The 21,024-nt window shown below is 51.3% G+C and carries 23 protein-coding genes; 16 read left to right on the top strand and 7 right to left on the bottom strand.

Annotated elements, in window-relative coordinates; all coding sequences use genetic code 11:
* Nucleotides 1-215: 215 nt before the first annotated feature.
* The 7 genes from galP (at nt 216) to ruvX (ending at nt 5,848) form a co-directional block, all read left to right on the top strand.
* On the top strand, nt 216-1,610 hold the full coding sequence (gene galP, locus A7Z06_RS12805; RefSeq protein ID WP_001112301.1) for a galactose/proton symporter: 1,395 nt from the start codon (nt 216-218) through the stop codon (nt 1,608-1,610).
* A gap of 76 nt (nt 1,611-1,686) precedes the next feature.
* Entirely contained in the window at nt 1,687-2,184 is a 498-nt protein-coding gene (locus A7Z06_RS12800; RefSeq protein ID WP_000858393.1) for a SprT family zinc-dependent metalloprotease, read from the top strand.
* Between the two features lie 94 nt (nt 2,185-2,278).
* The gene (gene endA, locus A7Z06_RS12795; protein ID WP_000286196.1) at nt 2,279-2,986 is read left to right on the top strand and encodes a deoxyribonuclease I; all 708 of its coding nucleotides are present in this window, start codon (nt 2,279-2,281) and stop codon (nt 2,984-2,986) included.
* A gap of 79 nt (nt 2,987-3,065) precedes the next feature.
* Entirely contained in the window at nt 3,066-3,797 is a 732-nt protein-coding gene (gene rsmE, locus A7Z06_RS12790; RefSeq protein ID WP_010350368.1) for a 16S rRNA (uracil(1498)-N(3))-methyltransferase, read from the top strand.
* Between the two features lie 12 nt (nt 3,798-3,809).
* Entirely contained in the window at nt 3,810-4,760 is a 951-nt protein-coding gene (gene gshB / locus A7Z06_RS12785; RefSeq protein ID WP_000593254.1) for a glutathione synthase, read from the top strand.
* Between the two features lie 108 nt (nt 4,761-4,868).
* Nucleotides 4,869-5,432: a YqgE/AlgH family protein gene (locus A7Z06_RS12780; protein ID WP_010347742.1), complete on the top strand. Its 564-nt coding sequence runs from the start codon at nt 4,869-4,871 to the stop codon at nt 5,430-5,432.
* A complete protein-coding gene (ruvX, locus tag A7Z06_RS12775; RefSeq protein ID WP_000017102.1) occupies nt 5,432-5,848 on the top strand; it encodes a Holliday junction resolvase RuvX in 417 nt (138 codons plus the stop codon). The genes A7Z06_RS12780 and ruvX overlap by 1 nt, the downstream gene beginning before the upstream one ends.
* Nucleotides 5,849-6,056: 208 nt before the next feature.
* Here the strand turns inward: ruvX and A7Z06_RS12770 are convergent, their stop codons facing one another.
* Complete coding sequence (locus A7Z06_RS12770; protein WP_010347746.1) at nt 6,057-7,037, bottom strand: PilT/PilU family type 4a pilus ATPase; 981 nt, start codon at nt 7,035-7,037, stop codon at nt 6,057-6,059.
* A 17-nt stretch (nt 7,038-7,054) separates the two neighbouring features.
* Here A7Z06_RS12770 and yggS point away from each other — a divergent pair, with 17 nt between their 5' ends.
* From yggS to hemW, 5 genes are read left to right on the top strand one after another with little or no spacing between them, the layout of a single operon-like run.
* Nucleotides 7,055-7,759: a pyridoxal phosphate homeostasis protein gene (gene yggS, locus A7Z06_RS12765; RefSeq protein ID WP_010347747.1), complete on the top strand. Its 705-nt coding sequence runs from the start codon at nt 7,055-7,057 to the stop codon at nt 7,757-7,759.
* Nucleotides 7,760-7,776: 17 nt separating this feature from the next.
* On the top strand, nt 7,777-8,343 hold the full coding sequence (gene yggT / locus A7Z06_RS12760; protein WP_001094831.1) for an osmotic shock tolerance protein YggT: 567 nt from the start codon (nt 7,777-7,779) through the stop codon (nt 8,341-8,343).
* Nucleotides 8,340-8,630 carry a DUF167 family protein YggU gene (yggU, locus tag A7Z06_RS12755; RefSeq protein WP_001277222.1) on the top strand — a complete coding sequence of 97 codons (291 nt, stop codon included), beginning with the start codon at nt 8,340-8,342 and terminating at the stop codon, nt 8,628-8,630. The genes yggT and yggU overlap by 4 nt, the downstream gene beginning before the upstream one ends.
* Nucleotides 8,631-8,637: 7 nt before the next feature.
* Nucleotides 8,638-9,231, top strand: coding sequence for an XTP/dITP diphosphatase (locus A7Z06_RS12750; RefSeq protein ID WP_001174758.1), 594 nt, complete (start codon nt 8,638-8,640; stop codon nt 9,229-9,231).
* The gene (hemW, locus tag A7Z06_RS12745; protein WP_105279451.1) at nt 9,224-10,360 is read left to right on the top strand and encodes a radical SAM family heme chaperone HemW; all 1,137 of its coding nucleotides are present in this window, start codon (nt 9,224-9,226) and stop codon (nt 10,358-10,360) included. Before A7Z06_RS12750 ends, hemW begins: the two co-directional genes overlap by 8 nt.
* Before the next feature lie 62 nt (nt 10,361-10,422).
* Here the strand turns inward: hemW and A7Z06_RS12740 are convergent, their stop codons facing one another.
* From A7Z06_RS12740 to trmB, 5 genes are all read right to left on the bottom strand, one after another.
* Entirely contained in the window at nt 10,423-11,430 is a 1,008-nt protein-coding gene (locus A7Z06_RS12740; RefSeq protein WP_000745197.1) for a DUF1202 family protein, read from the bottom strand.
* A 116-nt stretch (nt 11,431-11,546) separates the two neighbouring features.
* Complete coding sequence (gene ansB / locus A7Z06_RS12735) at nt 11,547-12,593, bottom strand: L-asparaginase 2 (RefSeq protein ID WP_000394145.1); 1,047 nt, start codon at nt 12,591-12,593, stop codon at nt 11,547-11,549.
* A gap of 175 nt (nt 12,594-12,768) precedes the next feature.
* The gene (locus A7Z06_RS12730; protein ID WP_000984799.1) at nt 12,769-13,488 is read right to left on the bottom strand and encodes a DUF2884 domain-containing protein; all 720 of its coding nucleotides are present in this window, start codon (nt 13,486-13,488) and stop codon (nt 12,769-12,771) included.
* 182 nt (nt 13,489-13,670) lie between these two features.
* Nucleotides 13,671-13,997: a YggL family protein gene (locus A7Z06_RS12725; protein WP_001107564.1), complete on the bottom strand. Its 327-nt coding sequence runs from the start codon at nt 13,995-13,997 to the stop codon at nt 13,671-13,673.
* Nucleotides 13,997-14,716, bottom strand: a complete 720-nt coding sequence (trmB, locus tag A7Z06_RS12720; RefSeq protein ID WP_000786919.1) for a tRNA (guanosine(46)-N7)-methyltransferase TrmB — start codon at nt 14,714-14,716, stop codon at nt 13,997-13,999. The genes A7Z06_RS12725 and trmB overlap by 1 nt, the downstream gene beginning before the upstream one ends.
* 160 nt (nt 14,717-14,876) lie before the next feature.
* On the opposite strand from trmB, the gene mutY reads away from it, so the two are divergent.
* The 4 genes from mutY (at nt 14,877) to nupG (ending at nt 18,835) form a co-directional block, all read left to right on the top strand.
* Nucleotides 14,877-15,929 (top strand): A/G-specific adenine glycosylase, encoded by a 1,053-nt coding sequence (gene mutY / locus A7Z06_RS12710; RefSeq protein ID WP_105279450.1) that lies wholly within the window; start codon nt 14,877-14,879, stop codon nt 15,927-15,929.
* 27 nt (nt 15,930-15,956) lie between these two features.
* Nucleotides 15,957-16,232, top strand: coding sequence for an oxidative damage protection protein (locus tag A7Z06_RS12705; RefSeq protein WP_000091700.1), 276 nt, complete (start codon nt 15,957-15,959; stop codon nt 16,230-16,232).
* A 64-nt stretch (nt 16,233-16,296) separates the two neighbouring features.
* Nucleotides 16,297-17,376 carry a membrane-bound lytic murein transglycosylase MltC gene (gene mltC / locus A7Z06_RS12700; protein ID WP_000760323.1) on the top strand — a complete coding sequence of 360 codons (1,080 nt, stop codon included), beginning with the start codon at nt 16,297-16,299 and terminating at the stop codon, nt 17,374-17,376.
* 202 nt (nt 17,377-17,578) lie between these two features.
* Nucleotides 17,579-18,835, top strand: a complete 1,257-nt coding sequence (nupG, locus tag A7Z06_RS12695; protein ID WP_001049785.1) for a nucleoside permease NupG — start codon at nt 17,579-17,581, stop codon at nt 18,833-18,835.
* Between the two features lie 47 nt (nt 18,836-18,882).
* On the opposite strand, the gene speC is transcribed toward nupG, so the two are convergent.
* On the bottom strand, nt 18,883-21,018 hold the full coding sequence (speC, locus tag A7Z06_RS12690) for an ornithine decarboxylase (RefSeq protein ID WP_105279449.1): 2,136 nt from the start codon (nt 21,016-21,018) through the stop codon (nt 18,883-18,885).
* Between the last annotated feature and the right edge of the window lie 6 nt (nt 21,019-21,024).

Genomic DNA, 21,024 nt, shown 5'->3' with positions numbered 1-21,024 from the left:
TTTCACAGCTGTTACATTTCTTTTCAGTAAAGTCTTAATTGCAGATAACTGCGTTTAATCTATGATGATATAACTCAATTATTTTCATGCACTTAAATTATAATTACTATAAATGTTAGTGTAAGCGATTACACTGATGTGATTTGCCTCACATCTTTTTACGTCGTTCTCACCTATCTTAATTCACAATAAAAAATAACATATTGGAGGGCATCATGCCTGACGCTAAAAAACAGGGGCGGTCAAACAAGGCAATGACGTTTTTTGTCTGCTTCCTTGCCGCTCTGGCGGGATTACTCTTTGGCCTGGATATCGGTGTAATTGCTGGCGCATTGCCGTTTATTGCAGATGAATTCCAGATAACCTCGCACACGCAAGAATGGGTCGTAAGCTCCATGATGTTTGGTGCGGCAGTCGGTGCGGTAGGCAGTGGCTGGCTCTCTTTTAAACTCGGGCGCAAAAAGAGCCTGATGATCGGCGCAATCCTGTTTGTTGCCGGTTCGCTGTTTTCTGCGGCTGCGCCGAACGTTGAAGTGCTGATTCTTTCCCGCGTTCTGCTGGGGCTGGCGGTGGGTGTTGCCTCTTATACCGCGCCGCTTTACCTCTCTGAAATTGCACCGGAAAAAATTCGCGGCAGTATGATTTCGATGTATCAGCTGATGATTACCATCGGCATCCTCGGTGCTTATCTTTCTGATACCGCCTTCAGCTACACCGGCGCATGGCGCTGGATGCTGGGTGTGATTATCATCCCGGCAATTTTGCTGCTGATTGGTGTCTTCTTCCTGCCAGACAGCCCACGTTGGTTTGCCGCCAAACGCCGTTTTGTTGATGCCGAACGCGTGCTGCTACGCCTGCGTGACACCAGCGCGGAAGCGAAACGCGAACTGGATGAAATCCGTGAAAGTTTGCAGGTTAAACAGAGTGGCTGGGCGCTGTTTAAAGAGAACAGCAACTTCCGCCGCGCGGTGTTCCTTGGCGTACTGTTGCAGGTAATGCAGCAATTCACCGGGATGAACGTCATCATGTATTACGCGCCGAAAATCTTCGAACTGGCGGGTTATACCAACACCACAGAGCAAATGTGGGGGACAGTGATTGTCGGCCTGACCAACGTACTCGCCACCTTTATCGCTATCGGCCTTGTTGACCGCTGGGGACGTAAACCAACGCTGACGCTGGGTTTCCTCGTCATGGCTGCGGGCATGGGCGTGCTGGGTACAATGATGCATATCGGTATTCACTCACCGTCGGCGCAGTATTTCGCTATCGCCATGTTGCTGATGTTTATTGTCGGTTTTGCGATGAGCGCCGGTCCGCTGATTTGGGTACTGTGCTCCGAAATTCAGCCGCTGAAAGGCCGCGATTTTGGCATCACCTGCTCCACCGCCACCAACTGGATTGCCAACATGATCGTCGGCGCAACGTTCCTGACCATGCTCAACACGCTGGGCAACGCCAACACCTTCTGGGTGTATGCGGCTCTGAACGTGCTGTTTATCCTGCTGACGCTGTGGCTGGTGCCGGAAACCAAACACGTTTCGCTGGAACATATTGAACGTAATCTGATGAAAGGTCGTAAACTGCGCGAAATCGGCGCTCACGATTAATCTCCTCAGGCTTCCTCCCGTCGCGGAGGAAGCCGCCTCTTGCAGTCATCTTTTCTTCGCTTTATCCTCAGCCGCTATGAAAACTTCCCGTCTCCCTATCGCCATCCAACAGGCCGTTATGCGTCGCCTGCGGGAAAAACTCGCCCAGGCCAACCTGAAGCTGGGGCGTAATTACCCGGAGCCAAAAATTTCGTACACCCAGCGTGGTACATCCGCCGGAACAGCATGGCTGGACAGCTATGAAATTCGCCTCAATCCGGTGCTGCTGATGGAAAACAGCGAGGCTTTTATAGAAGAAGTGGTGCCGCACGAACTGGCGCATCTGTTGGTCTGGAAACACTTCGGTCGCGTGGCGCCGCACGGCAAAGAATGGAAGTGGATGATGGAAAGCGTGCTGGGCGTTCCCGCCCGCCGCACGCATCAGTTTGAGCTACAATCCGTGCGCCGCAACACCTTCCCTTACCGCTGTAAATGCCAGGAGCATCAGCTTACCGTGCGCCGCCATAACCGCGTGGTGCGTGGAGAGGCCGTCTATCGCTGCGTTCACTGCGGTGAACAACTGGTTGCCCAATAACCAGTAGAACTATCAGGAATTTTACTGATCTGGCTGATTGCATACCAAAACAACTTTCGCTACGTTGCTCGCTCGTTTTAACACGGAGTAAGTGATGTACCGTAATTTGTCTGTGGCTGCGGTGGTACTGAGCGCAGCATTTTCCGGCCCTGCATTGGCCGAAAGCATCAATAGTTTTTCCCAGGCGAAAACAGCAGCGGTAAAAGTCTACGCTGATGTGCCGGGAACATTTTACTGCGGATGTAAAATCAACTGGCAGGGTAAAAAAGGCATCGTGGATCTGGAGTCGTGCGGATACCAGGTGCGCAAAAATGAAAACCGCGCCAGCCGCGTAGAGTGGGAACATGTGGTTCCTGCCTGGCAGTTCGGTCACCAGCGTCAGTGCTGGCAAGACGGTGGACGTAAAAACTGCGCCAAAGATCCGGTTTATCGCAAAATGGAAAGCGATATGCATAACCTTCAGCCCGCAATAGGCGAAGTGAACGGCGATCGCGGCAATTTTATGTATAGTCAGTGGAACGGCGGCGAAGGGCAGTACGGGCAGTGTGCCATGAAGGTGGATTTCAAAGAAAAAGTGGCTGAACCACCCGCTCATACGCGAGGCATCATTGCACGAACTTATTTCTACATGCGTGACCAGTACAACCTGACACTCTCACGCCAACAAACGCAGCTTTTTAACGCCTGGAACAAGATGTATCCGGTGACCGACTGGGAGTGCGAGCGCGACGAACGTATTGCGAAGATGCAAGGCAATCATAACCCGTATGTGCAACGCGCTTGCCAGGCGCGAAAGAGCTAACCTACACTAGCGGGATTCTTTTTGTTAACCCCTACCCCACGCGGACAACCGCGTGGGGAGACGACGCGGATTTTTAACCATGCGTATCCCCCGCATTTATCATCCAGAACCACTTATCAGCAACTCTCACATCGCGCTTTGCGAAGATGCCGCCAACCATATCGGACGTGTACTGCGTATGGGACCTGGACAGGCGTTGCAGTTGTTTGACGGCAGCAACCAGGTCTTTGACGCAGAAATTACCAGCGCCAGCAAAAAAAGTGTCGAAGTAAAAGTGCTGGAAGGTCAGCTCGACGATCGTGAATCCCCGTTGCATATTCATCTCGGTCAGGTGATGTCGCGCGGTGAAAAAATGGAATTTACTATCCAGAAATCGATCGAACTTGGAGTAAGCCTCATTACGCCACTTTTTTCTGAACGCTGCGGCGTTAAACTGGATAGCGAACGTCTGAACAAGAAGCTCCAGCAGTGGCAGAAGATTGCAATTGCTGCCTGTGAGCAGTGTGGTCGTAACCGGGTGCCGGAAATCCGTCCAGCGATGGATCTGGAAGCCTGGTGTGCAGAGCAGGATGAAGGGCTGAAACTGAATCTTCACCCGCGCGCCAGTAACAGCATCAATACGTTGCCGTTACCGGTTGAACGCGTCCGCCTGCTGATTGGCCCGGAAGGCGGTTTATCGGCAGATGAAATTGCCATGACTGCCCGCTATCAATTTACTGATATCCTGTTGGGACCTCGCGTTTTGCGTACAGAGACAACTGCGCTCACCGCCATTACCGCGCTACAAGTACGATTTGGCGATTTGGGCTAACGGAGAAGAATAATGATCAAGCTCGGCATCGTGATGGACCCCATCGCAAACATCAACATCAAGAAAGATTCCAGCTTCGCTATGTTGCTGGAAGCACAACGTCGTGGTTACGAACTTCACTATATGGAGATGGCCGATCTCTATTTGATTAACGGTGAAGCCCGTGCTCATACGCGTACTCTGAGCGTTGAACAAAACTACGATAAATGGTACGAGTTTACGGGGGAGCAAGATCTGCCACTGGCCGATCTCGACGTGATCCTGATGCGTAAAGATCCGCCGTTTGATACCGAGTTTATCTACGCCACTTACATTCTGGAACGTGCCGAAGAGAAAGGTACGCTGATCGTTAACAAGCCGCAGAGCCTGCGCGACTGTAACGAAAAACTGTTTACCGCCTGGTTCTCTGACTTAACACCAGAAACGCTGGTCACGCGCAATAAAGCACAGTTAAAAGCGTTCTGGGAAAAACACACCGACATCATCCTTAAGCCGCTGGACGGTATGGGCGGTGCGTCTATTTTCCGGGTGAAAGAAGGCGATCCGAACCTCGGCGTAATAGCCGAAACCCTGACTGAACACGGCACGCGCTACTGCATGGCGCAGAATTATCTGCCTGCCATTAAAGATGGCGACAAGCGCGTGCTGGTCGTCGATGGCGAGCCGGTGCCGTACTGTCTGGCACGTATTCCGCAGGGTGGCGAAACCCGTGGCAATCTGGCTGCCGGTGGTCGTGGCGAACCTCGTCCGCTAACTGAAAGTGACTGGAAAATCGCCCGCCAGGTTGGGCCGACGCTGAAAGAAAAAGGGCTGATTTTTGTTGGCCTGGATATTATCGGCGACCGTCTGACTGAAATTAACGTCACCAGTCCAACCTGTATTCGTGAGATTGAAGCAGAGTTTCCGGTCTCGATCACCGGAATGTTAATGGATGCCATAGAAGCACGTTTACAGCAGCAATAACCCAGTTTAACGAGAGGGATCTCGTTGAGACTCTGAGTGACAGCGCCCTTCTTTCCACGCATACTGGGCGCTGTTGCTTTTTTGAACCAGGAAACAGAACCTCTGACAATGAATTTACAGCATCACTTTCTTATTGCCATGCCTGCTCTCCAGGATCCGATTTTCCGTCGTTCCGTGGTCTACATTTGCGAACATAATACCAATGGCGCAATGGGGATTATCATTAATAAGCCACTGGAAAATCTCAAAATTGAAGGGATTCTGGAAAAGCTGAAGATCACGCCGGAGCCGCGTGATGAATCAATCCGTCTGGACAAACCGGTTATGCTCGGTGGCCCGCTAGCTGAAGATCGCGGGTTTATTTTGCATACTCCACCATCAAATTTTGCTTCCAGTATTCGCATTTCAGACAACACGGTGATGACCACCTCCCGCGATGTACTTGAAACGCTCGGCACCGATAAACAACCGTCTGACGTATTGGTGGCGTTGGGTTACGCCTCCTGGGATAAAGGCCAGCTGGAACAAGAGATTCTCGACAACGCCTGGCTAACCGCCCCGGCAGATCTGAATATTCTGTTCAAAACGCCGATTGCCGACCGCTGGCGCGATGCGGCAAGACTGATTGGTGTTGATATTCTCACTATGCCTGGTGTGGCGGGGCACGCCTGATGAGCGGAACCTTACTCGCCTTTGATTTCGGCACTAAAAGCATTGGTGTGGCGGTAGGTCAACGTATTACCGGCACCGCTCGCCCTTTGCCTGCAATTAAAGCTCAGGACGGTACGCCGGACTGGAACATCATCGAACGTTTACTGAAAGAATGGCAGCCGGACGAAATCATCGTCGGTTTGCCGCTGAATATGGACGGCACCGAACAGCCATTAACCGCCAGGGCGCGTAAATTCGCCAACCGTATTCATGGTCGTTTCGGTATTGAAGTAAAGCTACATGACGAGCGTCTTAGCACCGTAGAAGCGCGTTCCGGGCTTTTTGAACAAGGTGGTTACCGGGCACTCAACAAAGGTAAAGTCGACTCTGCCTCTGCGGTTATCATTCTCGAAAGTTATTTCGAGCAGGGTTATTAAGGCGATTTATAAGCCTGGCGAATTGTCATTACCGTCATCTTGCCGGATGCGGCGTAAACGCCTTATCCAGCCTACATGTGGCAACGGCTGTAGGTCTGATAAGACGCGTTAGCGTCGCATCAGACGTTCATTGCCGGATGCTGCGTTTGTATGCCTGATAAGCGTAGCGAATCAGGCATATTTACGAAGCTAATCAACCAATTTCGCCTCACAAACGCCCTTCCCCCACCCGCTGCTGATAACTCTGCTGAAAAGTTAACATCCCCACTTGTTGCCCGGTTTGAATAACGTGTGGTAACTGGTGGGTTTTCCCTTCGCGAATCAAATTCCCCACCGCTGGCGTGTTAATCAATAATTCAAACAGCGCCACGCGCCCCTCCTGCTTATCCACTTCCAGCTTTTGTGACAACACCGCCCGTAAACTCCCCGCCAGTTGATTACGCACGGGATCTTTTTCCTGCGCCGGAAATGAATCCACCAGCCGCTCAACGGCCTGCGCCGCACCGCGCGTATGTAAAGTCGCCAGCACCAGATGCCCGGTTTCTGCCGCCGTCAGCGCCAGACGTATTGTCTCGCTGTCACGCAGCTCTCCGAGCAATATCACATCGGGATCTTCCCGCAATGCGGCACGCAATCCCGATGCGAACGTCATACAGTGCAAACCGATTTCTCGCTGCTGGATCAAACATCGCTGGCTGGCATAGAGATATTCAACAGGATCTTCCAGCGTCAGAATATGCGCATCGACATGTTGATTGAGATAGCCAACCATCGCCGCCAGCGTGGTAGATTTGCCACTCCCCGTCGCTCCCGTCACCAGAATCAGGCCATTCTCGCTCTTGAGTAATTCCGGCAATACCGGTGGCGCACCAAGCTGTTCGAGCTGCGGGCAGTGCGAAGGTAACAACCGTAATGCCAGAGAAATACCTTGCCGTTGCGCGAACGCACTGCCGCGCAACCGCTGGTTTTCCGCCAGCGATACGGCAAAATCAAGCTGACCATTTTCAAGCAATATCGCCCTCTGCTCGTCATCCAGCCACTCCCGCAGTAGATCTTCCACGTCCGGCGCGTCAAACGGTGCAGCTTCCATTCTGCCGCGAATGCGCCATCGTGCGGGCCAGGCGCTGCACAGGTGTAGATCCGAGACGTTATGCTTTACACTAAGGGCCACAATTTCTTCCATATTCATACTAAGATCCTCGGAAAATGAACGATATTGCGCATAACCTGGCACAGGTCCGGGACAAAATCTCAGCGGCTGCAACGCGTTGCGGCCGTTCTCCAGAAGAAATTACGCTGCTTGCAGTCAGTAAAACAAAACCTGCGAGCGCCATCGCAGAAGCCATCGACGCCGGGCAGCGTCAATTTGGTGAAAACTACGTTCAGGAAGGGGTAGATAAAATTCGCCACTTTCAGGAACTGGGCGTAACAGGATTAGAATGGCATTTTATTGGTCCGCTACAGTCCAACAAAAGCCGCCTGGTGGCAGAGCATTTCGACTGGTGTCATACCATCGACCGTTTGCGTATCGCTACCCGCCTGAACGACCAGCGACCGGCAGAACTCCCCCCTCTTAACGTACTGATTCAAATTAATATTAGTGATGAAAACAGTAAGTCCGGGATTCAACTGGCAGAACTGGACGAACTGGCGGCTGCGGTCGCTGAACTACCGCGTCTACGCCTGCGCGGGCTGATGGCAATCCCTGCGCCTGAGTCAGAATATGTAAGGCAGTTTGAAGTTGCACGCCAAATGGCTGTAGCATTTGCCGGACTGAAAACGCGCTACCCGCATGTCGATACGCTCTCTCTGGGGATGTCGGACGATATGGAAGCCGCCATTGCGGCAGGTAGCACAATGGTTCGCATCGGCACAGCCATCTTTGGTGCGCGTGATTACTCTAAAAAATAAGGAATTAAAGGAACGCCATGAATACGTTGACTTTCCTGCTTTCAACGGTCATTGAGCTGTATACCATGGTGCTGTTATTACGCATCTGGATGCAGTGGGCTCATTGTGATTTTTATAACCCTTTCTCACAGTTTGTGGTGAAAGTGACACAGCCAATTATCGGGCCACTGCGCCGCGTTATTCCGGCAATGGGACCCATTGACAGCGCCTCGCTGCTGGTTGCCTATATTCTCAGTTTCATCAAAGCCATTGTGCTGTTTAAAGTGGTGACCTTCCTGCCAATCATCTGGATTGCTGGTTTACTGATTCTGCTGAAAACCATCGGCCTGCTGATTTTCTGGGTCCTGCTGGTGATGGCGATTATGAGCTGGGTAAGCCAGGGTCGTAGCCCGATTGAATACGTGCTGATTCAGCTTGCCGATCCGCTGCTGCGTCCAATTCGCCGCCTGCTGCCGGCAATGGGTGGGATTGATTTCTCGCCGATGATCCTCGTTCTGCTGCTGTATGTCATCAATATGGGTGTCGCAGAAGTATTACAGGCGACAGGAAACATGCTGCTGCCGGGGCTGTGGATGGCGTTATGAGTGCCGTAACAGTTAACGATGACGGTCTGGTTTTGCGGCTTTATATTCAGCCAAAAGCCAGCCGTGATTCTATTGTCGGTTTACATGGCGACGAGGTAAAAGTCGCCATTACCGCGCCGCCGGTTGACGGCCAGGCCAACAGCCATCTGGTGAAATTTCTCGGTAAGCAATTCCGGGTAGCCAAAAGCCAGGTGGTGATTGAAAAAGGCGAACTTGGCCGCCACAAACAAATTAAAATCATTAATCCGCAACAAATCCCGCCAGAAATCGCGGCGTTAATTAATTAGGTATCCTATGCAAAAAGTTGTCCTCGCAACCGGCAATGCCGGTAAAGTGCGTGAGCTGGCGTCGCTGCTTAGCGACTTCGGTCTTGATATCGTGGCTCAAACGGAGCTTGGCGTTGATTCCGCCGAAGAAACCGGCCTGACCTTTATCGAAAACGCGATTCTGAAAGCGCGCCACGCGGCAAAAGCGACCGGTTTACCGGCGATTGCCGACGACTCCGGTCTGGCGGTAGATGCGCTGGGTGGCGCGCCAGGGATTTACTCCGCGCGTTATTCCGGTGAAGACGCGACCGATCAAAAGAATCTGCAAAAACTGCTGGAAACACTGAAAGACGTACCGGACGACCAACGTCAGGCTCGCTTCCACTGTGTGCTGGTGTATCTGCGTCACGCGGAAGATCCCACTCCGCTGGTGTGCCACGGCAGCTGGCCGGGTGTGATTACCCGTGAACCTTCCGGTACTGGTGGCTTTGGTTATGATCCGATTTTCTTCGTGCCTTCCGAAGGCAAAACCGCTGCCGAACTGACTCGCGAAGAGAAAAGCGCCATTTCCCATCGTGGTCAGGCGTTGAAACTGCTGCTGGACGCTTTACGTAATGGTTAAATTACCGCCGCTGAGTCTCTACATTCACATCCCGTGGTGCGTGCAGAAATGCCCGTACTGCGATTTCAACTCTCACGCGTTGAAAGGGCAAGTGCCGCACGACGATTATGTTCAGCATCTGCTTAACGATCTGGACAACGATGTCGCTTACGCACAGAACCGTGAAGTAAAGACAATCTTTATTGGCGGTGGTACGCCGAGCCTGCTTTCCGGCCCGGCGATGCAAACGCTGCTGGACGGCGTGCGTGCGCGTTTGCCGCTGGCAGCGGATGCAGAAATTACCATGGAAGCGAACCCCGGTACGGTAGAAGCCGATCGCTTTGTTGATTACCAGCGTGCTGGCGTGAACCGCATTTCCATTGGTGTACAGAGCTTTAGCGAAGAAAAGCTGAAACGGCTGGGACGTATTCATGGCCCGCAAGAAGCGAAGCGTGCTGCAAAACTGGCAAGCGAGCTGGGGCTGCGTAGCTTTAACCTTGATTTAATGCATGGGCTACCGGATCAATCGCTGGAAGAGGCGCTTGGCGATCTGCGCCAGGCTATTGAACTGAATCCGCCGCATCTTTCCTGGTATCAACTGACCATCGAACCTAATACGCTGTTTGGTTCACGACCGCCGGTACTGCCGGACGACGACGCGCTGTGGGATATTTTCGAACAGGGGCATCAGTTATTAACCGCAGCGGGTTATCAGCAATATGAAACTTCCGCTTACGCCAAACCGGGTTATCAGTGCCAGCACAATCTTAACTACTGGCGATTTGGTGACTACATCGGCATCGGCTGCGGTGCACACGGCAAAGTGAGCTTCCCGAACGGGCGCATTCTGCGTACCACCAAAACGCGTCATCCGCGTGGTTTTATGCAGGGAAGGTATCTGGAAAGCCAGCGCGATGTTGAAACCGCAGATAAGCCATTCGAGTTCTTTATGAATCGCTTCCGTTTGCTGGAAGCCGCACCGCGCGTGGAGTTTAGCCAGTACACAGGTCTTTCTGAAGAGGTGATTCGCCAACAGTTAGACGAGGCTATCGCTCAGGGTTATCTCACTGAGTGTGCAGATTACTGGCAGATAACGGAACATGGGAAGTTGTTTTTAAATTCGCTGCTGGAGCTTTTTCTGGCGGAGTAAACTTGTAGCCGGATGCGGCGTGAACGCAGCATCCGGCTACAGGTCATACGTCATCGCAATAATTACTTAATCACCCCATTACGTCGTAATTGTTCGGTATCTTTTTTCCAGCGATCGCTCGCCTGATTGATATCGTCAATCTTCATTAATATCGCGACTTTTTTACTGTTTATTTCTGAAACTTTCATCGTTAACGGATATTGCCCTTTCTCGAGCGTTATCCAGTCATCCTGCAATTTACGGCTAAGTTTTTGTGATTGCAGAAAGGTCTGTCGCCGCTGTTCGTTGATATCGAAATCCCGTTTCTGCTGAATCGGCACTTCATAACACTCTTCGCTTTGTTTATGACATGCCGCAATCGCCGGTTGATAAACCTCTTTGTCATATTTAACCGCGAACGCCTCGCTATCATTCTGTTTATTAAACTCATCACGCTGTTGGTGAATTTTTTTAAAGGCGTCTTCGCGGGTCATTTGCTTGCCGTTTGCATCTTTTCCCCAATATGCATCTGCTGCTTTCTGCGCCGCCGCCATTTGCTTATCAAGCTCTTTCACTTCCTTTTCCAGCGCAGGAATCGAGTTCTTCTGGGTATTCAACGCTGACTCAAGCTGACTAAAGCGATAATTGAAATCTTCGCTATTCACGATCAGATATTTATTATTCGTTTTGATATCGTCGACCACCCGTCCACGATCGCTGGCTGCTGCCTGAAAAGAGTAAAAGCTCACCGTCCAGCCAGACGCAGGTGTTCCTTTACTGGTTAACATCGCCGAAAATTTTACGGGCTTATCTTTCGTCCAGGTCTGCTCCAGTAGTTGGTAGTCTGCCAGTTGACCAACCCAGGTATAGAGATCATCACTGGAAGAAACATCGCCTTCCGCTGACCAGGTGGCCTGATTACCTTTCGCATCAAGGTTTTTTAAACTGATGGCATCAAGCTTGAGAATACCGTGATACTGCTTGTTGAATTGATCTTTTAAGACATTTTCAGTTGGCGGTTCGCCATCGGCCCAGCCATTACCAGACATCAACACAAACAGCGCCGTGCCTACAATCCATTGCTTTTTCACCAGAAAACCCTCGCGAGGAATAATTTATTCCAGTGATTATCATCAGGGTAATAACAATTGGCAATGGACGTGAGTCTGAAGTGAAAAAGCCCCGGCACGATACCGGGGCGAGGCGATTAGTACTGATTGAAAATCTGCTGGATCTGCTGTGGATCTTTGGTTTGCGTCAGTGCCAGTTGCAGCAGAACGCGCGCTTTTTGCGGGTTCAGCGTGCCAGAAGCGACGAAACCGTATTTTGCGTCATCCACTTCGGCATCCTGAGTGGTTGCGCCCGTCGGTACGCGGGAAGAACGTACTACCGCAGTGCCGTTTTTCGCAGCGGTCGCCAGGGTGTCGAACACGGTTTTATACAGATTGCCGTTACCCACACCGGCGCTAACGATACCGTCGTAGCCTGCATCTACCAGTGCTTTTGCCGGAAGATCGGATGCGTTGGCGTAGTTATAAACGATGCCGACTTTCGGCAGTTCATTTAGCTTAGAGACATCGAACGGCGTGTCGCTGGTGTGCTTACGTGCCGGGGTACGCTGGTATTCAATCTTACCGTTGTGAATGTAACCCAACGGACCGTAGTTAACAGACTTGAAGGTTGCTACATCGGTGGTATTAGTTTTGGTGACGTCACGACCATCAAGCACGGTGTCGTTCATCACCACCAGCACACCACGGTTGGCGGAGGCTTTATCGGCTGCGGTCACTACCGCGTTATACAGATTGAATGGACCGTCTGCGCTCATGGAAGTGGACGGGCGCATTGCGCCTACCATCACCACTGGCTTGTCACATTTCACCGTCAGGTCGAGGAAGTAAGCGGTTTCTTCCATCGTGTCGGTGCCGTGGGTAATAACGAAGCCGTCGGTTTTATCGCAGTCGGTGTTAATTTTTTTCGCCAGTGTCAGCCAGACATTATCATTCATGTCCTGGGAGCCAATGTTAACTACCTGCTCGCCTTTAACGTTCGCAATGTCCTTCAGTTGCGGCACCGCATTGACCAGATTTTCTACGCCAACTTTACCCGCTGTGTAGTTAGATTTGGTTGCGGAGTCACCACCACCGGCAATCGTCCCGCCGGTCGCTAAAATGGTGATATTCGGTAATGCTAATGCTGCACTACTAAAACCCATAACCAGTGCGGCAAGTGCCGTCTTTTTGAAAAACTCCATTTCATTCCTCCAGTTACGTGAACGCTACGTATTATCCCTTAGCTTTGTATGGGAAATTTGACGTTAAACAATTTACAACGTGAATGAATTTTGGAGATCTATAAAGTTAGAGGCAGGTAACAAAACGAAGAATTAAACGGCATAAAAAAGTATTATGCCGTCTTAGAATAGAGGATTATTTCAAATTCCCGACCAGGGCTTTGCGGCTGTCTTCCAGTGTCACGACACGGCTACAGACATCTTTGCCAAACTGCTGGAAATCTTTTTCCTGCTTTTTCCATTCGGTTTGGATTGAGGATTGCAGCCCCCCCAGGCTTCCCAGCACGTTCTGTAATGGGTTACCGCCGCTTTTCAGCACCGCTTTCGCGCCCATTTCATTAATGCTGTCCTGCAAAATACCGCCCATTGCCTGATTCACTAACTGCTGGCCTTCGGCGCGAACCTGATCGATAGCTTTATAGTGGAACGTCAGGCCATCACTGCGCGTTTCGATAATGCGGTTCATCTGCTCTTTTAATTGCGCATCCAGTTTGGTCAGACGGCTGCGCATTTTGCTGCTTTCGCCCATCTCCTGAACGATAATTTTATCCAGCGCGACGCGAGCTTTCTCGACGCGGCTTTTCGCGCCTTCATCAATCCACGGCAGGGTGCTACGTAGTTCAGCCTGATAATCCTTCGCCTGCTCGCGCTGGGCGGCATTCAGGGAATATTGCTTACCGTTATACATCACGTTGCCGTCTGGCGTGATCACCAGATTGCCGTTTTCGCCCTTCACCTGCACGGTTTGCGGGCTGACAATCACATCGTCACGCGGCGTGACGCTGCACTGGTAGTCGGCGTGAGCGGTCATTGCCGTCACTGAAAGTGCTGCCGCCAGCAGCATTTTGCGCATCATAATCTTCCCTCAAGAACAAATCAGGCCAGCATTTGCTGGCCCAGATTGATAACAAAGTGCGCGTTGTCCATGCCGGATGCGGCGTAAACGCCTTATCCGGCCTACTCGATCGTGCATCTTTGTAGACCTGATAAGCGTAGCGCATCAGGCAGTTTTGCATTTGTCATCGCCCGTATGTTTTCTTAGTCCCACCAAACGTCGAAAAGTTCGCTGGTGCGTACCTCATCCAGTTTGCGCTCTTCCAGCCACTTACGCACAATCGCCTGATGTTCTTCAGTGCATTTGCCGATTTCCTGCATACAGATCAGACCTTCCCAGGCCAGATAGCCGCTGCCGTCAAAGGCCAGTTTGTTCGGTTCGATAACCTCGTTAATAAAGTCATCAACGGTTTTATCAATTTGTTCTTCCGATGTACCTTCCGGGAATCGCCATGCCACCGAAAATCCTAATTCCTGGAATTCGTCGATGTGCATTTTTTTACGCAGACGACGGCTACGGTTCTTTGCCATTATTTCACCCTCTCGAACATTAAGTCCCATACTCCGTGACCAAGACGATGACCACGTTGTTCAAATTTCGTCACCGGACGTGATGCCGGGCGCGGTACGTAATCGTTGCTCTCTGACAGGTTTTTATAACCGTCAATGGAAGACATCACTTCAAGCATATGTTCCGCATAAGGTTCCCAGTCAGTCGCCATATGGAATACGCCCCCCAGTTTCAGTTTGCTTTTTACCAGCTCAGCAAACGGCACCTGAACGATACGGCGTTTATTATGGCGCGCTTTGTGCCACGGGTCAGGGAAAAAGAGCTGAACCATGCTCAATGAATTGTCAGGAATCATTTTATGCAGCACTTCGACTGCGTCATGGCACATCACACGCAGGTTATCTAACCCTTCTTCATGCGCGGAAGCCAGACAAGCGCCAACGCCCGGCGAATGCACTTCAATGCCGAGGAAGTCCTGCTCCGGGCGCTCTTTAGCCATTGCCACCAGCGAAGCGCCCATGCCGAAACCAATCTCAAGCGTCACTGGCGCTTCACGGCCAAAAAGCGCAGGGAAATCCAGCATATCTTCGCTGAACTCAACGCCCATCACCGGCCAGTAGTTTTCCAGCGCATGTTCCTGGCCTTTGGTCAGTCGCCCCTGGCGGCGCACAAAACTACGGATACGGCGCAATGGGCGGCCGTTTTCATCAAATTCCGGTGAGATGACGTCGTTTTTCATAAAGATTTAGTCGCTTGTGAAAGTGTTCTGAAAACGGGCATTATCCAAAGTTAGTTGCCGGATGCAAGCATGATAAGGCCGTGGCTGCGGAAAGTTCCGGTTTACACCCTGCCGTCGCTGTGCTGCAATCTTGCCCCCAACAACAATGAATTCGGTGACCATGCAAGCGTCGCAATTTTCAGCCCTGGTTCTGGACTGGTACGATAAATACGGGCGAAAAACTCTGCCCTGGCAAATTGACAAGACGCCCTACAAAGTATGGCTCTCAGAAGTGATGTTGCAACAAACCCAGGTTGCGACCGTTATCCCCTATTTTGAACGCTTTATGTCGCGCTTCCCGACGGTGACCGATCTCGCCAACGCGCCGCTGGACGAAGTTCTCCACTTGTGGACCGGGCTTGGCTATTACGCCCGCGCGCGCAATCTGCATAAAGCGGCACAGCAAGTTGCCACCTTACACGACGGTAAATTCCCGGAAACCTTTGAGGAAGTCGCCGCGCTGCCGGGCGTCGGACGCTCCACCGCAGGCGCAATACTCTCGCTTTCTCTGGGTAAGCACTTTCCGATTCTCGACGGTAACGTCAAACGCGTGCTGGCTCGCTGCTATGCTGTAAGCGGCTGGCCAGGGAAAAAAGAGGTCGAAAATAAACTGTGGAGTTTAAGCGAGCAGGTTACGCCCGCCGTCGGCGTGGAGCGGTTTAATCAGGCGATGATGGATTTAGGCGCGATGATTTGTACGCGCTCGAAGCCGAAGTGTTCGCTCTGCCCGCTACAAAACGGGTGTATTGCCGCCGCCAACAATAGCTGGTCGCTTTATCCGGGCAAAAAACCGAAACAGACATTACCGGAGCGCACCGGCTACTTTTTGCTGTTACAGCACGAAGATGAAGTATTTCTGGCGCAGCGTCCGCCGAGCGGATTGTGGGGCGGTTTATACTGTTTCCCGCAGTTTGCCGACGAAGAAAGTTTGCGGCAGTGGCTGGCGCAACGGCAGATTGCTGCTGATAACCTGACGCAACTCACCGCGTTTCGGCATACCTTCAGCCATTTCCATTTAGATATTGTGCCTATGTGGCTTCCCGTGTCGTCATTCACCGGTTGCATGGATGAAGGCAATGCGCTCTGGTATAACTTAGCGCAACCGCCGTCAGTTGGTCTGGCGGCTCCCGTGGAGCGTTTGTTACAGCAGTTACGCACTGGCGCGCCGGTTTAGCGCGTGAGTCGATAAAGAGGATGATTTATGAGCAGAACGATTTTTTGTACTTTCCTGCAGCGTGAAGCAGAAGGTCAGGATTTTCAGCTATACCCCGGCGAACTGGGAAAACGCATCTACAACGAGATTTCCAAAGAAGCCTGGGCGCAGTGGCAGCACAAACAAACCATGCTGATTAACGAAAAGAAACTCAACATGATGAATGCCGAGCACCGCAAGCTGCTGGAGCAGGAGATGGTCAACTTCCTGTTCGAGGGTAAAGAGGTGCATATCGAGGGCTATACGCCGGAAGATAAAAAATAAAAACAGAGCCGGAGTACGCCTCCGGCAACTTGCATAAAAACAAACACAACACGCACCCGGAATGATGAAAAAATATCTCGCGCTGGCTTTGATTGCGCCGTTGCTCATCTCCTGCTCGACGACCAAAAAAGGCGATACCTATAATGAAGCCTGGGTCAAAGATACCAACGGTTTTGATATTCTGATGGGGCAATTTGCCCACAATATTGAGAACATCTGGGGATTCAAAGAGGTGGTGATCGCCGGTCCTAAGGACTACGTGAAATACACCGATCAATACCAGACCCGCAGCCACATCAACTTTGATGACGGTACGATCACTATCGAAACCATCGCCGGGACAGAACCTGCCGCACATCTGCGTCGGGCAATTATCAAAACGTTACTGATGGGGGATGATCCGAGTTCGGTCGATCTCTATTCCGACGTTGATGATATTACGATTTCGAAAGAACCTTTTCTTTACGGTCAGGTGGTGGACAACACCGGGCAGCCGATTCGCTGGGAAGGTCGCGCAAGCAACTTCGCGGATTATCTGCTGAAAAACCGTCTGAAAAGCCGCAGCAACGGGCTGCGTATCATCTACAGCGTCACCATTAACATGGTGCCGAACCACCTTGATAAACGTGCGCACAAATATCTCGGCATGGTCCGCCAGGCGTCACGGAAATATGGCGTTGATGAGTCGCTGATTCTGGCGATTATGCAGACCGAATCTTCCTTTAACCCGTATGCGGTCAGCCGTTCCGATGCGCTGGGATTAATGCAGGTGGTACAACATACTGCCGGGAAAGATGTGTTCCGCTCGCAGGGGAAATCCGGCACGCCGAGCCGCAGTTTCTTGTTTGATCCTGCCAGCAATATTGATACCGGCACTGCGTATCTGGCGATGCTGAACAATGTTTATCTTGGCGGCATTGATAACCCAACGTCGCGGCGTTATGCCGTCATCACCGCTTATAACGGTGGTGCAGGCAGCGTGTTACGCGTTTTCTCTAACGATAAGATTCAAGCTGCTAATATTATTAATACCATGACCCCGGGCGATGTTTATCAGACGCTAACGACCCGCCATCCTTCTGCGGAATCTCGCCGCTATCTTTATAAAGTGAACACGGCGCAAAAATCTTACCGTCGCCGATAATTGCACTTATCGCCCCTTGACGATGTCCTGGGGCAAAAGTGTTATCTACATCACAATTATGTTTTGCAAAACGATATTATTTGCAATTATTTGCCACGGGTAACAAAAAAACAGTCAGTGAAGTTGATAGAATCGCATCATCTTGCACGGTCAAATGTGCTTTTTGAAACACTCATCCGCATCATGATGTGAGGAAATTAACATGAATCTTAAGCTGCAGCTGAAAATTCTCTCTTTTCTGCAGTTCTGCCTGTGGGGAAGTTGGCTGACGACCCTCGGCTCCTATATGTTTGTTACCCTGAAGTTCGACGGTGCTTCTATCGGCGCAGTTTATAGTTCACTGGGTATCGCCGCTGTCTTTATGCCTGCGTTGCTGGGGATTGTGGCCGACAAATGGTTAAGTGCGAAATGGGTTTACGCCATTTGTCACACTATTGGTGCGATCACTCTCTTCATGGCGGCGAAAGTCACCACGCCGGAGGCGATGTTCCTTGTGATATTGATTAACTCGTTTGCTTATATGCCAACGCTTGGGTTAATCAACACAATCTCCTACTATCGCCTGCAAAATGCCGGGCTGGATATTGTGACGGATTTCCCGCCAATCCGTATCTGGGGCACCATCGGCTTTATTATGGCGATGTGGGTGGTGAGCCTGTCTGGCTTCGAATTAAGCCACATGCAGCTGTATATTGGCGCAGCTCTCTCCGCCGTTCTGGTGCTGTTTACCTTTACGCTGCCGCATATTCCGGTTGCTAAACAGCAAGCGAATCAGAGCTGGACGACTTTGCTGGGGCTTGATGCGTTCGCGTTGTTTAAAAACAAGCGTATGGCGATTTTCTTCATCTTCTCTATGTTGCTGGGTGCGGAACTGCAGATTACCAACATGTTCGGTAATACCTTCCTGCACAGCTTCGACAAAGACCCGATGTTTGCCAGCAGCTTCATCGTGCAACATGCGTCAATCATCATGTCGATTTCGCAGATCTCTGAAACTCTGTTCATTCTGACCATCCCGTTCTTCTTAAGCCGCTACGGTATTAAGAACGTAATGATGATCAGTATTGTGGCGTGGATCCTGCGTTTTGCGCTGTTTGCTTATGGCGACCCGACTCCGTTCGGTACTGTACTGCTGGTGCTGTCAATGATTGTCTACGGCTGCGCATTCGACTTCTTCAACATCTCTGGTTCAGTGTTTGTCGAAAAAGAAGTCAGCCCGGCAATTCGTGCCAGTGCGCAGGGGATGTTCCTGATGATGACCAACGGCTTCGGCTGTATCCTCGGCGGTATTGTGAGCGGTAAAGTGGTTGAGATGTACACCCAAAACGGCATTACCGACTGGCAGACCGTATGGCTGATTTTCGCAGGTTACTCTGTGGTTCTGGCCTTCGCGTTCATGGCGATGTTTAAATACAAACACGTTCGTGTCCCTGCGGGCACACAGACTGTTAGCCACTAATTACGCAAAGAGAAACGGGTCGCCAGAAGGTGACCCGTTTTTTATTCTCACTTCAACACATAACCGTACAACCGTTTCATGCCATCCGCATCGGTTTCGCTATAGACACCTTGTAGCTCCGGCGAAAACCCCGGCAGCAAATTCACGCCCTCTTCCAGCGCAAGGAAATAACGCTGAACCGCTCCCCCCCAGACTTCCCCCGGCACCACGCAAAGCACGCCAGGTGGATAAGGCAACGCCCCTTCTGCCGCAATTCGCCCTTCGGCATCACGAATCCGCACCAATTCCACTTCACCGCGAATATAGGCGCTATGCGCATCCTGCGGATTCATCACCACTGACGGGAAACTCTGCTGGCGGAACATCGCTTTTTGCAGGTCTTTGACGTCGAAGCTGACATACAAATCGTGCATCTCCTGACACAACTGGCGCAAAGTGTAGTCGCGGTAGCGTACCGGATATTTGTTATAAACACTCGGTAGCACCTCAGCCAGCGGCGAATCATCCTCAATATGCTGTTCAAACTGCGCCAGCATCGACACCAGTTGCGCCAGCTTCTCGTGACTTTCAGCCGGCGTTAATAAGAACAGAATGGAGTTGAGATCGCATTTTTCCGGCACAATGCCGTTCTCACGCAGATAATGCGCCAGAATCGTCGCCGGTACGCCAAAATCGCTATATTCACCGGTTTCGGCATTGATTCCCGGCGTGGTCAGTAACAGCTTGCACGGATCAACAAAATACTGGTCTGCGGCATATCCCTCAAAGCCGTGCCACTTTGCTCCTGGCTCAAAGCTGAAGAAACGGCGGTCACTGGCCAACACTGACGTCGGATAATCCTGCCACAATTTGCCATCGACAACGGGCGGAATAAACGGACGGAACAGCTTACAGCGCGCAAGAATCGCCTTGCGCGCTTCAATCCCCATCTCAACGCACTCAGCCCATAGCCGACGCCCACTCTCCCCTTCATGGATTTTGGCATTGACGTCCAGCGCGGCAAATAGCGGATAGAACGGACTGGTGGAAGCATGGAGCATAAAGGCATTATTCAACCGCTTATGTGGGCAAAAACGCGCCTGCCCGCGAATATGGTTATCTTTTTTATGGATCTGCGACGTCTGCGAGAATCCCGCCTGCTGTTTATGCACCGACTGGGTAACAAAGATCCCCGGATCGTTTTCGTTAAGTTCTAACAGCAGCGGCGAGCTATCCGCCATCATCGGGATAAACTGTTCATAACCGACCCATGCGGAATCAAACAGAATGTAATCGCACAGATGCCCAATGGTATCGATCACCTGACGGGCGTTATAGACAGTGCCGTCATAGGTTCCTAACTGAATGATCGCCAGGCGAAACGGGCGCGATTGCTCAGCTTTTTCTGGCGCAACGTCGCGAATTTGCTCGCGCAAATAATCTTCATTAAAACAGCGCGCATCAATACCGCCGATAAAACCGAACGGGTTACGCGCGGCCTCCAGATACACCGGCGTCGCACCGGCCTGAATCAACGCGCCGTGATGGTTCGACTTATGATTATTGCGGTCGAACAGCACCAGATCGCCACGTGTTAGCAACGCATTAGTCACGACCTTATTCGCTGCTGAAGTACCGTTAAGAACAAAATAGGTTTTATCGGCATGAAAAACTTTGGCTGCGAATTTCTGCGCATCCTTCGCCGAGCCTTCATGAATAAGCAGATCGCCCAATTTTACGTCGGCATTACACATATCGGCGCGAAAGACGTTCTCACCGAAGAAATCGTAAAAATGGCGTCCAGCTGGATGCTTCTTAAAGAACGCGCCATGTTGATGCCCAGGGCAAGCAAAGGTGCTATTGCCCATCTCAACGTACTGCGTCAGCGTGTCATAAAACGGTGGCAGCAAATTCTCTTCATACTGGCAAGCAGCAGACTCCAGCACCAGCCACTGCTGCTCGTTACCGTTGATAATCGCCGTAACGCCCGCAGGCACTTCAACAGCATTGTCAGAATACAAAAACACCGGCAGATGAAAACCGGTTCGCTTAAGTAACGCAAGAATGCCACTACGACTATCCGCAGCGGTAATGACGACTGCCGCGACGTCCGTAAAATCAGTATCTTCCAGCGCCACCACGCGACGATGGGTAGAAAGTCGGGAAACCAGTTCATTACTGGCGGCAATACTCATTGATTTCATAAACGC

Origin of the sequence: Escherichia sp. MOD1-EC6819 (assembly GCF_002965765.1) — a bacterium.
GTDB lineage: Bacteria > Pseudomonadota > Gammaproteobacteria > Enterobacterales > Enterobacteriaceae > Escherichia > Escherichia ruysiae.
Note: the sequence above shows the minus strand (reverse complement) of the source record. Positions and strands in the feature narration are given on the sequence as shown.

Bases quoted from the DNA above. Each gene is read 5' to 3' on its own strand.
- endA (WP_000286196.1), top strand. From the start codon at position 2,279: ATGTACCGTAATTTGTCTGTGGCTGCGGTGGTACTGAGCGCAGCATTT.
- A7Z06_RS12730 (WP_000984799.1), bottom strand. From the start codon at position 13,488: ATGATGCGCAAAATGCTGCTGGCGGCAGCACTTTCAGTGACGGCAATG.
- ansB (WP_000394145.1), bottom strand. From the start codon at position 12,593: ATGGAGTTTTTCAAAAAGACGGCACTTGCCGCACTGGTTATGGGTTTT.
- speC (WP_105279449.1), bottom strand. From the start codon at position 21,018: ATGAAATCAATGAGTATTGCCGCCAGTAATGAACTGGTTTCCCGACTT.
- A7Z06_RS12725 (WP_001107564.1), bottom strand. From the start codon at position 13,997: ATGGCAAAGAACCGTAGCCGTCGTCTGCGTAAAAAAATGCACATCGAC.
- A7Z06_RS12800 (WP_000858393.1), top strand. From the start codon at position 1,687: ATGAAAACTTCCCGTCTCCCTATCGCCATCCAACAGGCCGTTATGCGT.
- A7Z06_RS12750 (WP_001174758.1), top strand. From the start codon at position 8,638: ATGCAAAAAGTTGTCCTCGCAACCGGCAATGCCGGTAAAGTGCGTGAG.
- galP (WP_001112301.1), top strand. From the start codon at position 216: ATGCCTGACGCTAAAAAACAGGGGCGGTCAAACAAGGCAATGACGTTT.
- A7Z06_RS12770 (WP_010347746.1), bottom strand. From the start codon at position 7,037: ATGAATATGGAAGAAATTGTGGCCCTTAGTGTAAAGCATAACGTCTCG.
- ruvX (WP_000017102.1), top strand. From the start codon at position 5,432: ATGAGCGGAACCTTACTCGCCTTTGATTTCGGCACTAAAAGCATTGGT.
- mutY (WP_105279450.1), top strand. From the start codon at position 14,877: ATGCAAGCGTCGCAATTTTCAGCCCTGGTTCTGGACTGGTACGATAAA.
- yggU (WP_001277222.1), top strand. From the start codon at position 8,340: ATGAGTGCCGTAACAGTTAACGATGACGGTCTGGTTTTGCGGCTTTAT.
- gshB (WP_000593254.1), top strand. From the start codon at position 3,810: ATGATCAAGCTCGGCATCGTGATGGACCCCATCGCAAACATCAACATC.
- nupG (WP_001049785.1), top strand. From the start codon at position 17,579: ATGAATCTTAAGCTGCAGCTGAAAATTCTCTCTTTTCTGCAGTTCTGC.
- mltC (WP_000760323.1), top strand. From the start codon at position 16,297: ATGAAAAAATATCTCGCGCTGGCTTTGATTGCGCCGTTGCTCATCTCC.
- trmB (WP_000786919.1), bottom strand. From the start codon at position 14,716: ATGAAAAACGACGTCATCTCACCGGAATTTGATGAAAACGGCCGCCCA.
- yggS (WP_010347747.1), top strand. From the start codon at position 7,055: ATGAACGATATTGCGCATAACCTGGCACAGGTCCGGGACAAAATCTCA.
- A7Z06_RS12705 (WP_000091700.1), top strand. From the start codon at position 15,957: ATGAGCAGAACGATTTTTTGTACTTTCCTGCAGCGTGAAGCAGAAGGT.
- rsmE (WP_010350368.1), top strand. From the start codon at position 3,066: ATGCGTATCCCCCGCATTTATCATCCAGAACCACTTATCAGCAACTCT.
- hemW (WP_105279451.1), top strand. From the start codon at position 9,224: ATGGTTAAATTACCGCCGCTGAGTCTCTACATTCACATCCCGTGGTGC.
- yggT (WP_001094831.1), top strand. From the start codon at position 7,777: ATGAATACGTTGACTTTCCTGCTTTCAACGGTCATTGAGCTGTATACC.
- A7Z06_RS12780 (WP_010347742.1), top strand. From the start codon at position 4,869: ATGAATTTACAGCATCACTTTCTTATTGCCATGCCTGCTCTCCAGGAT.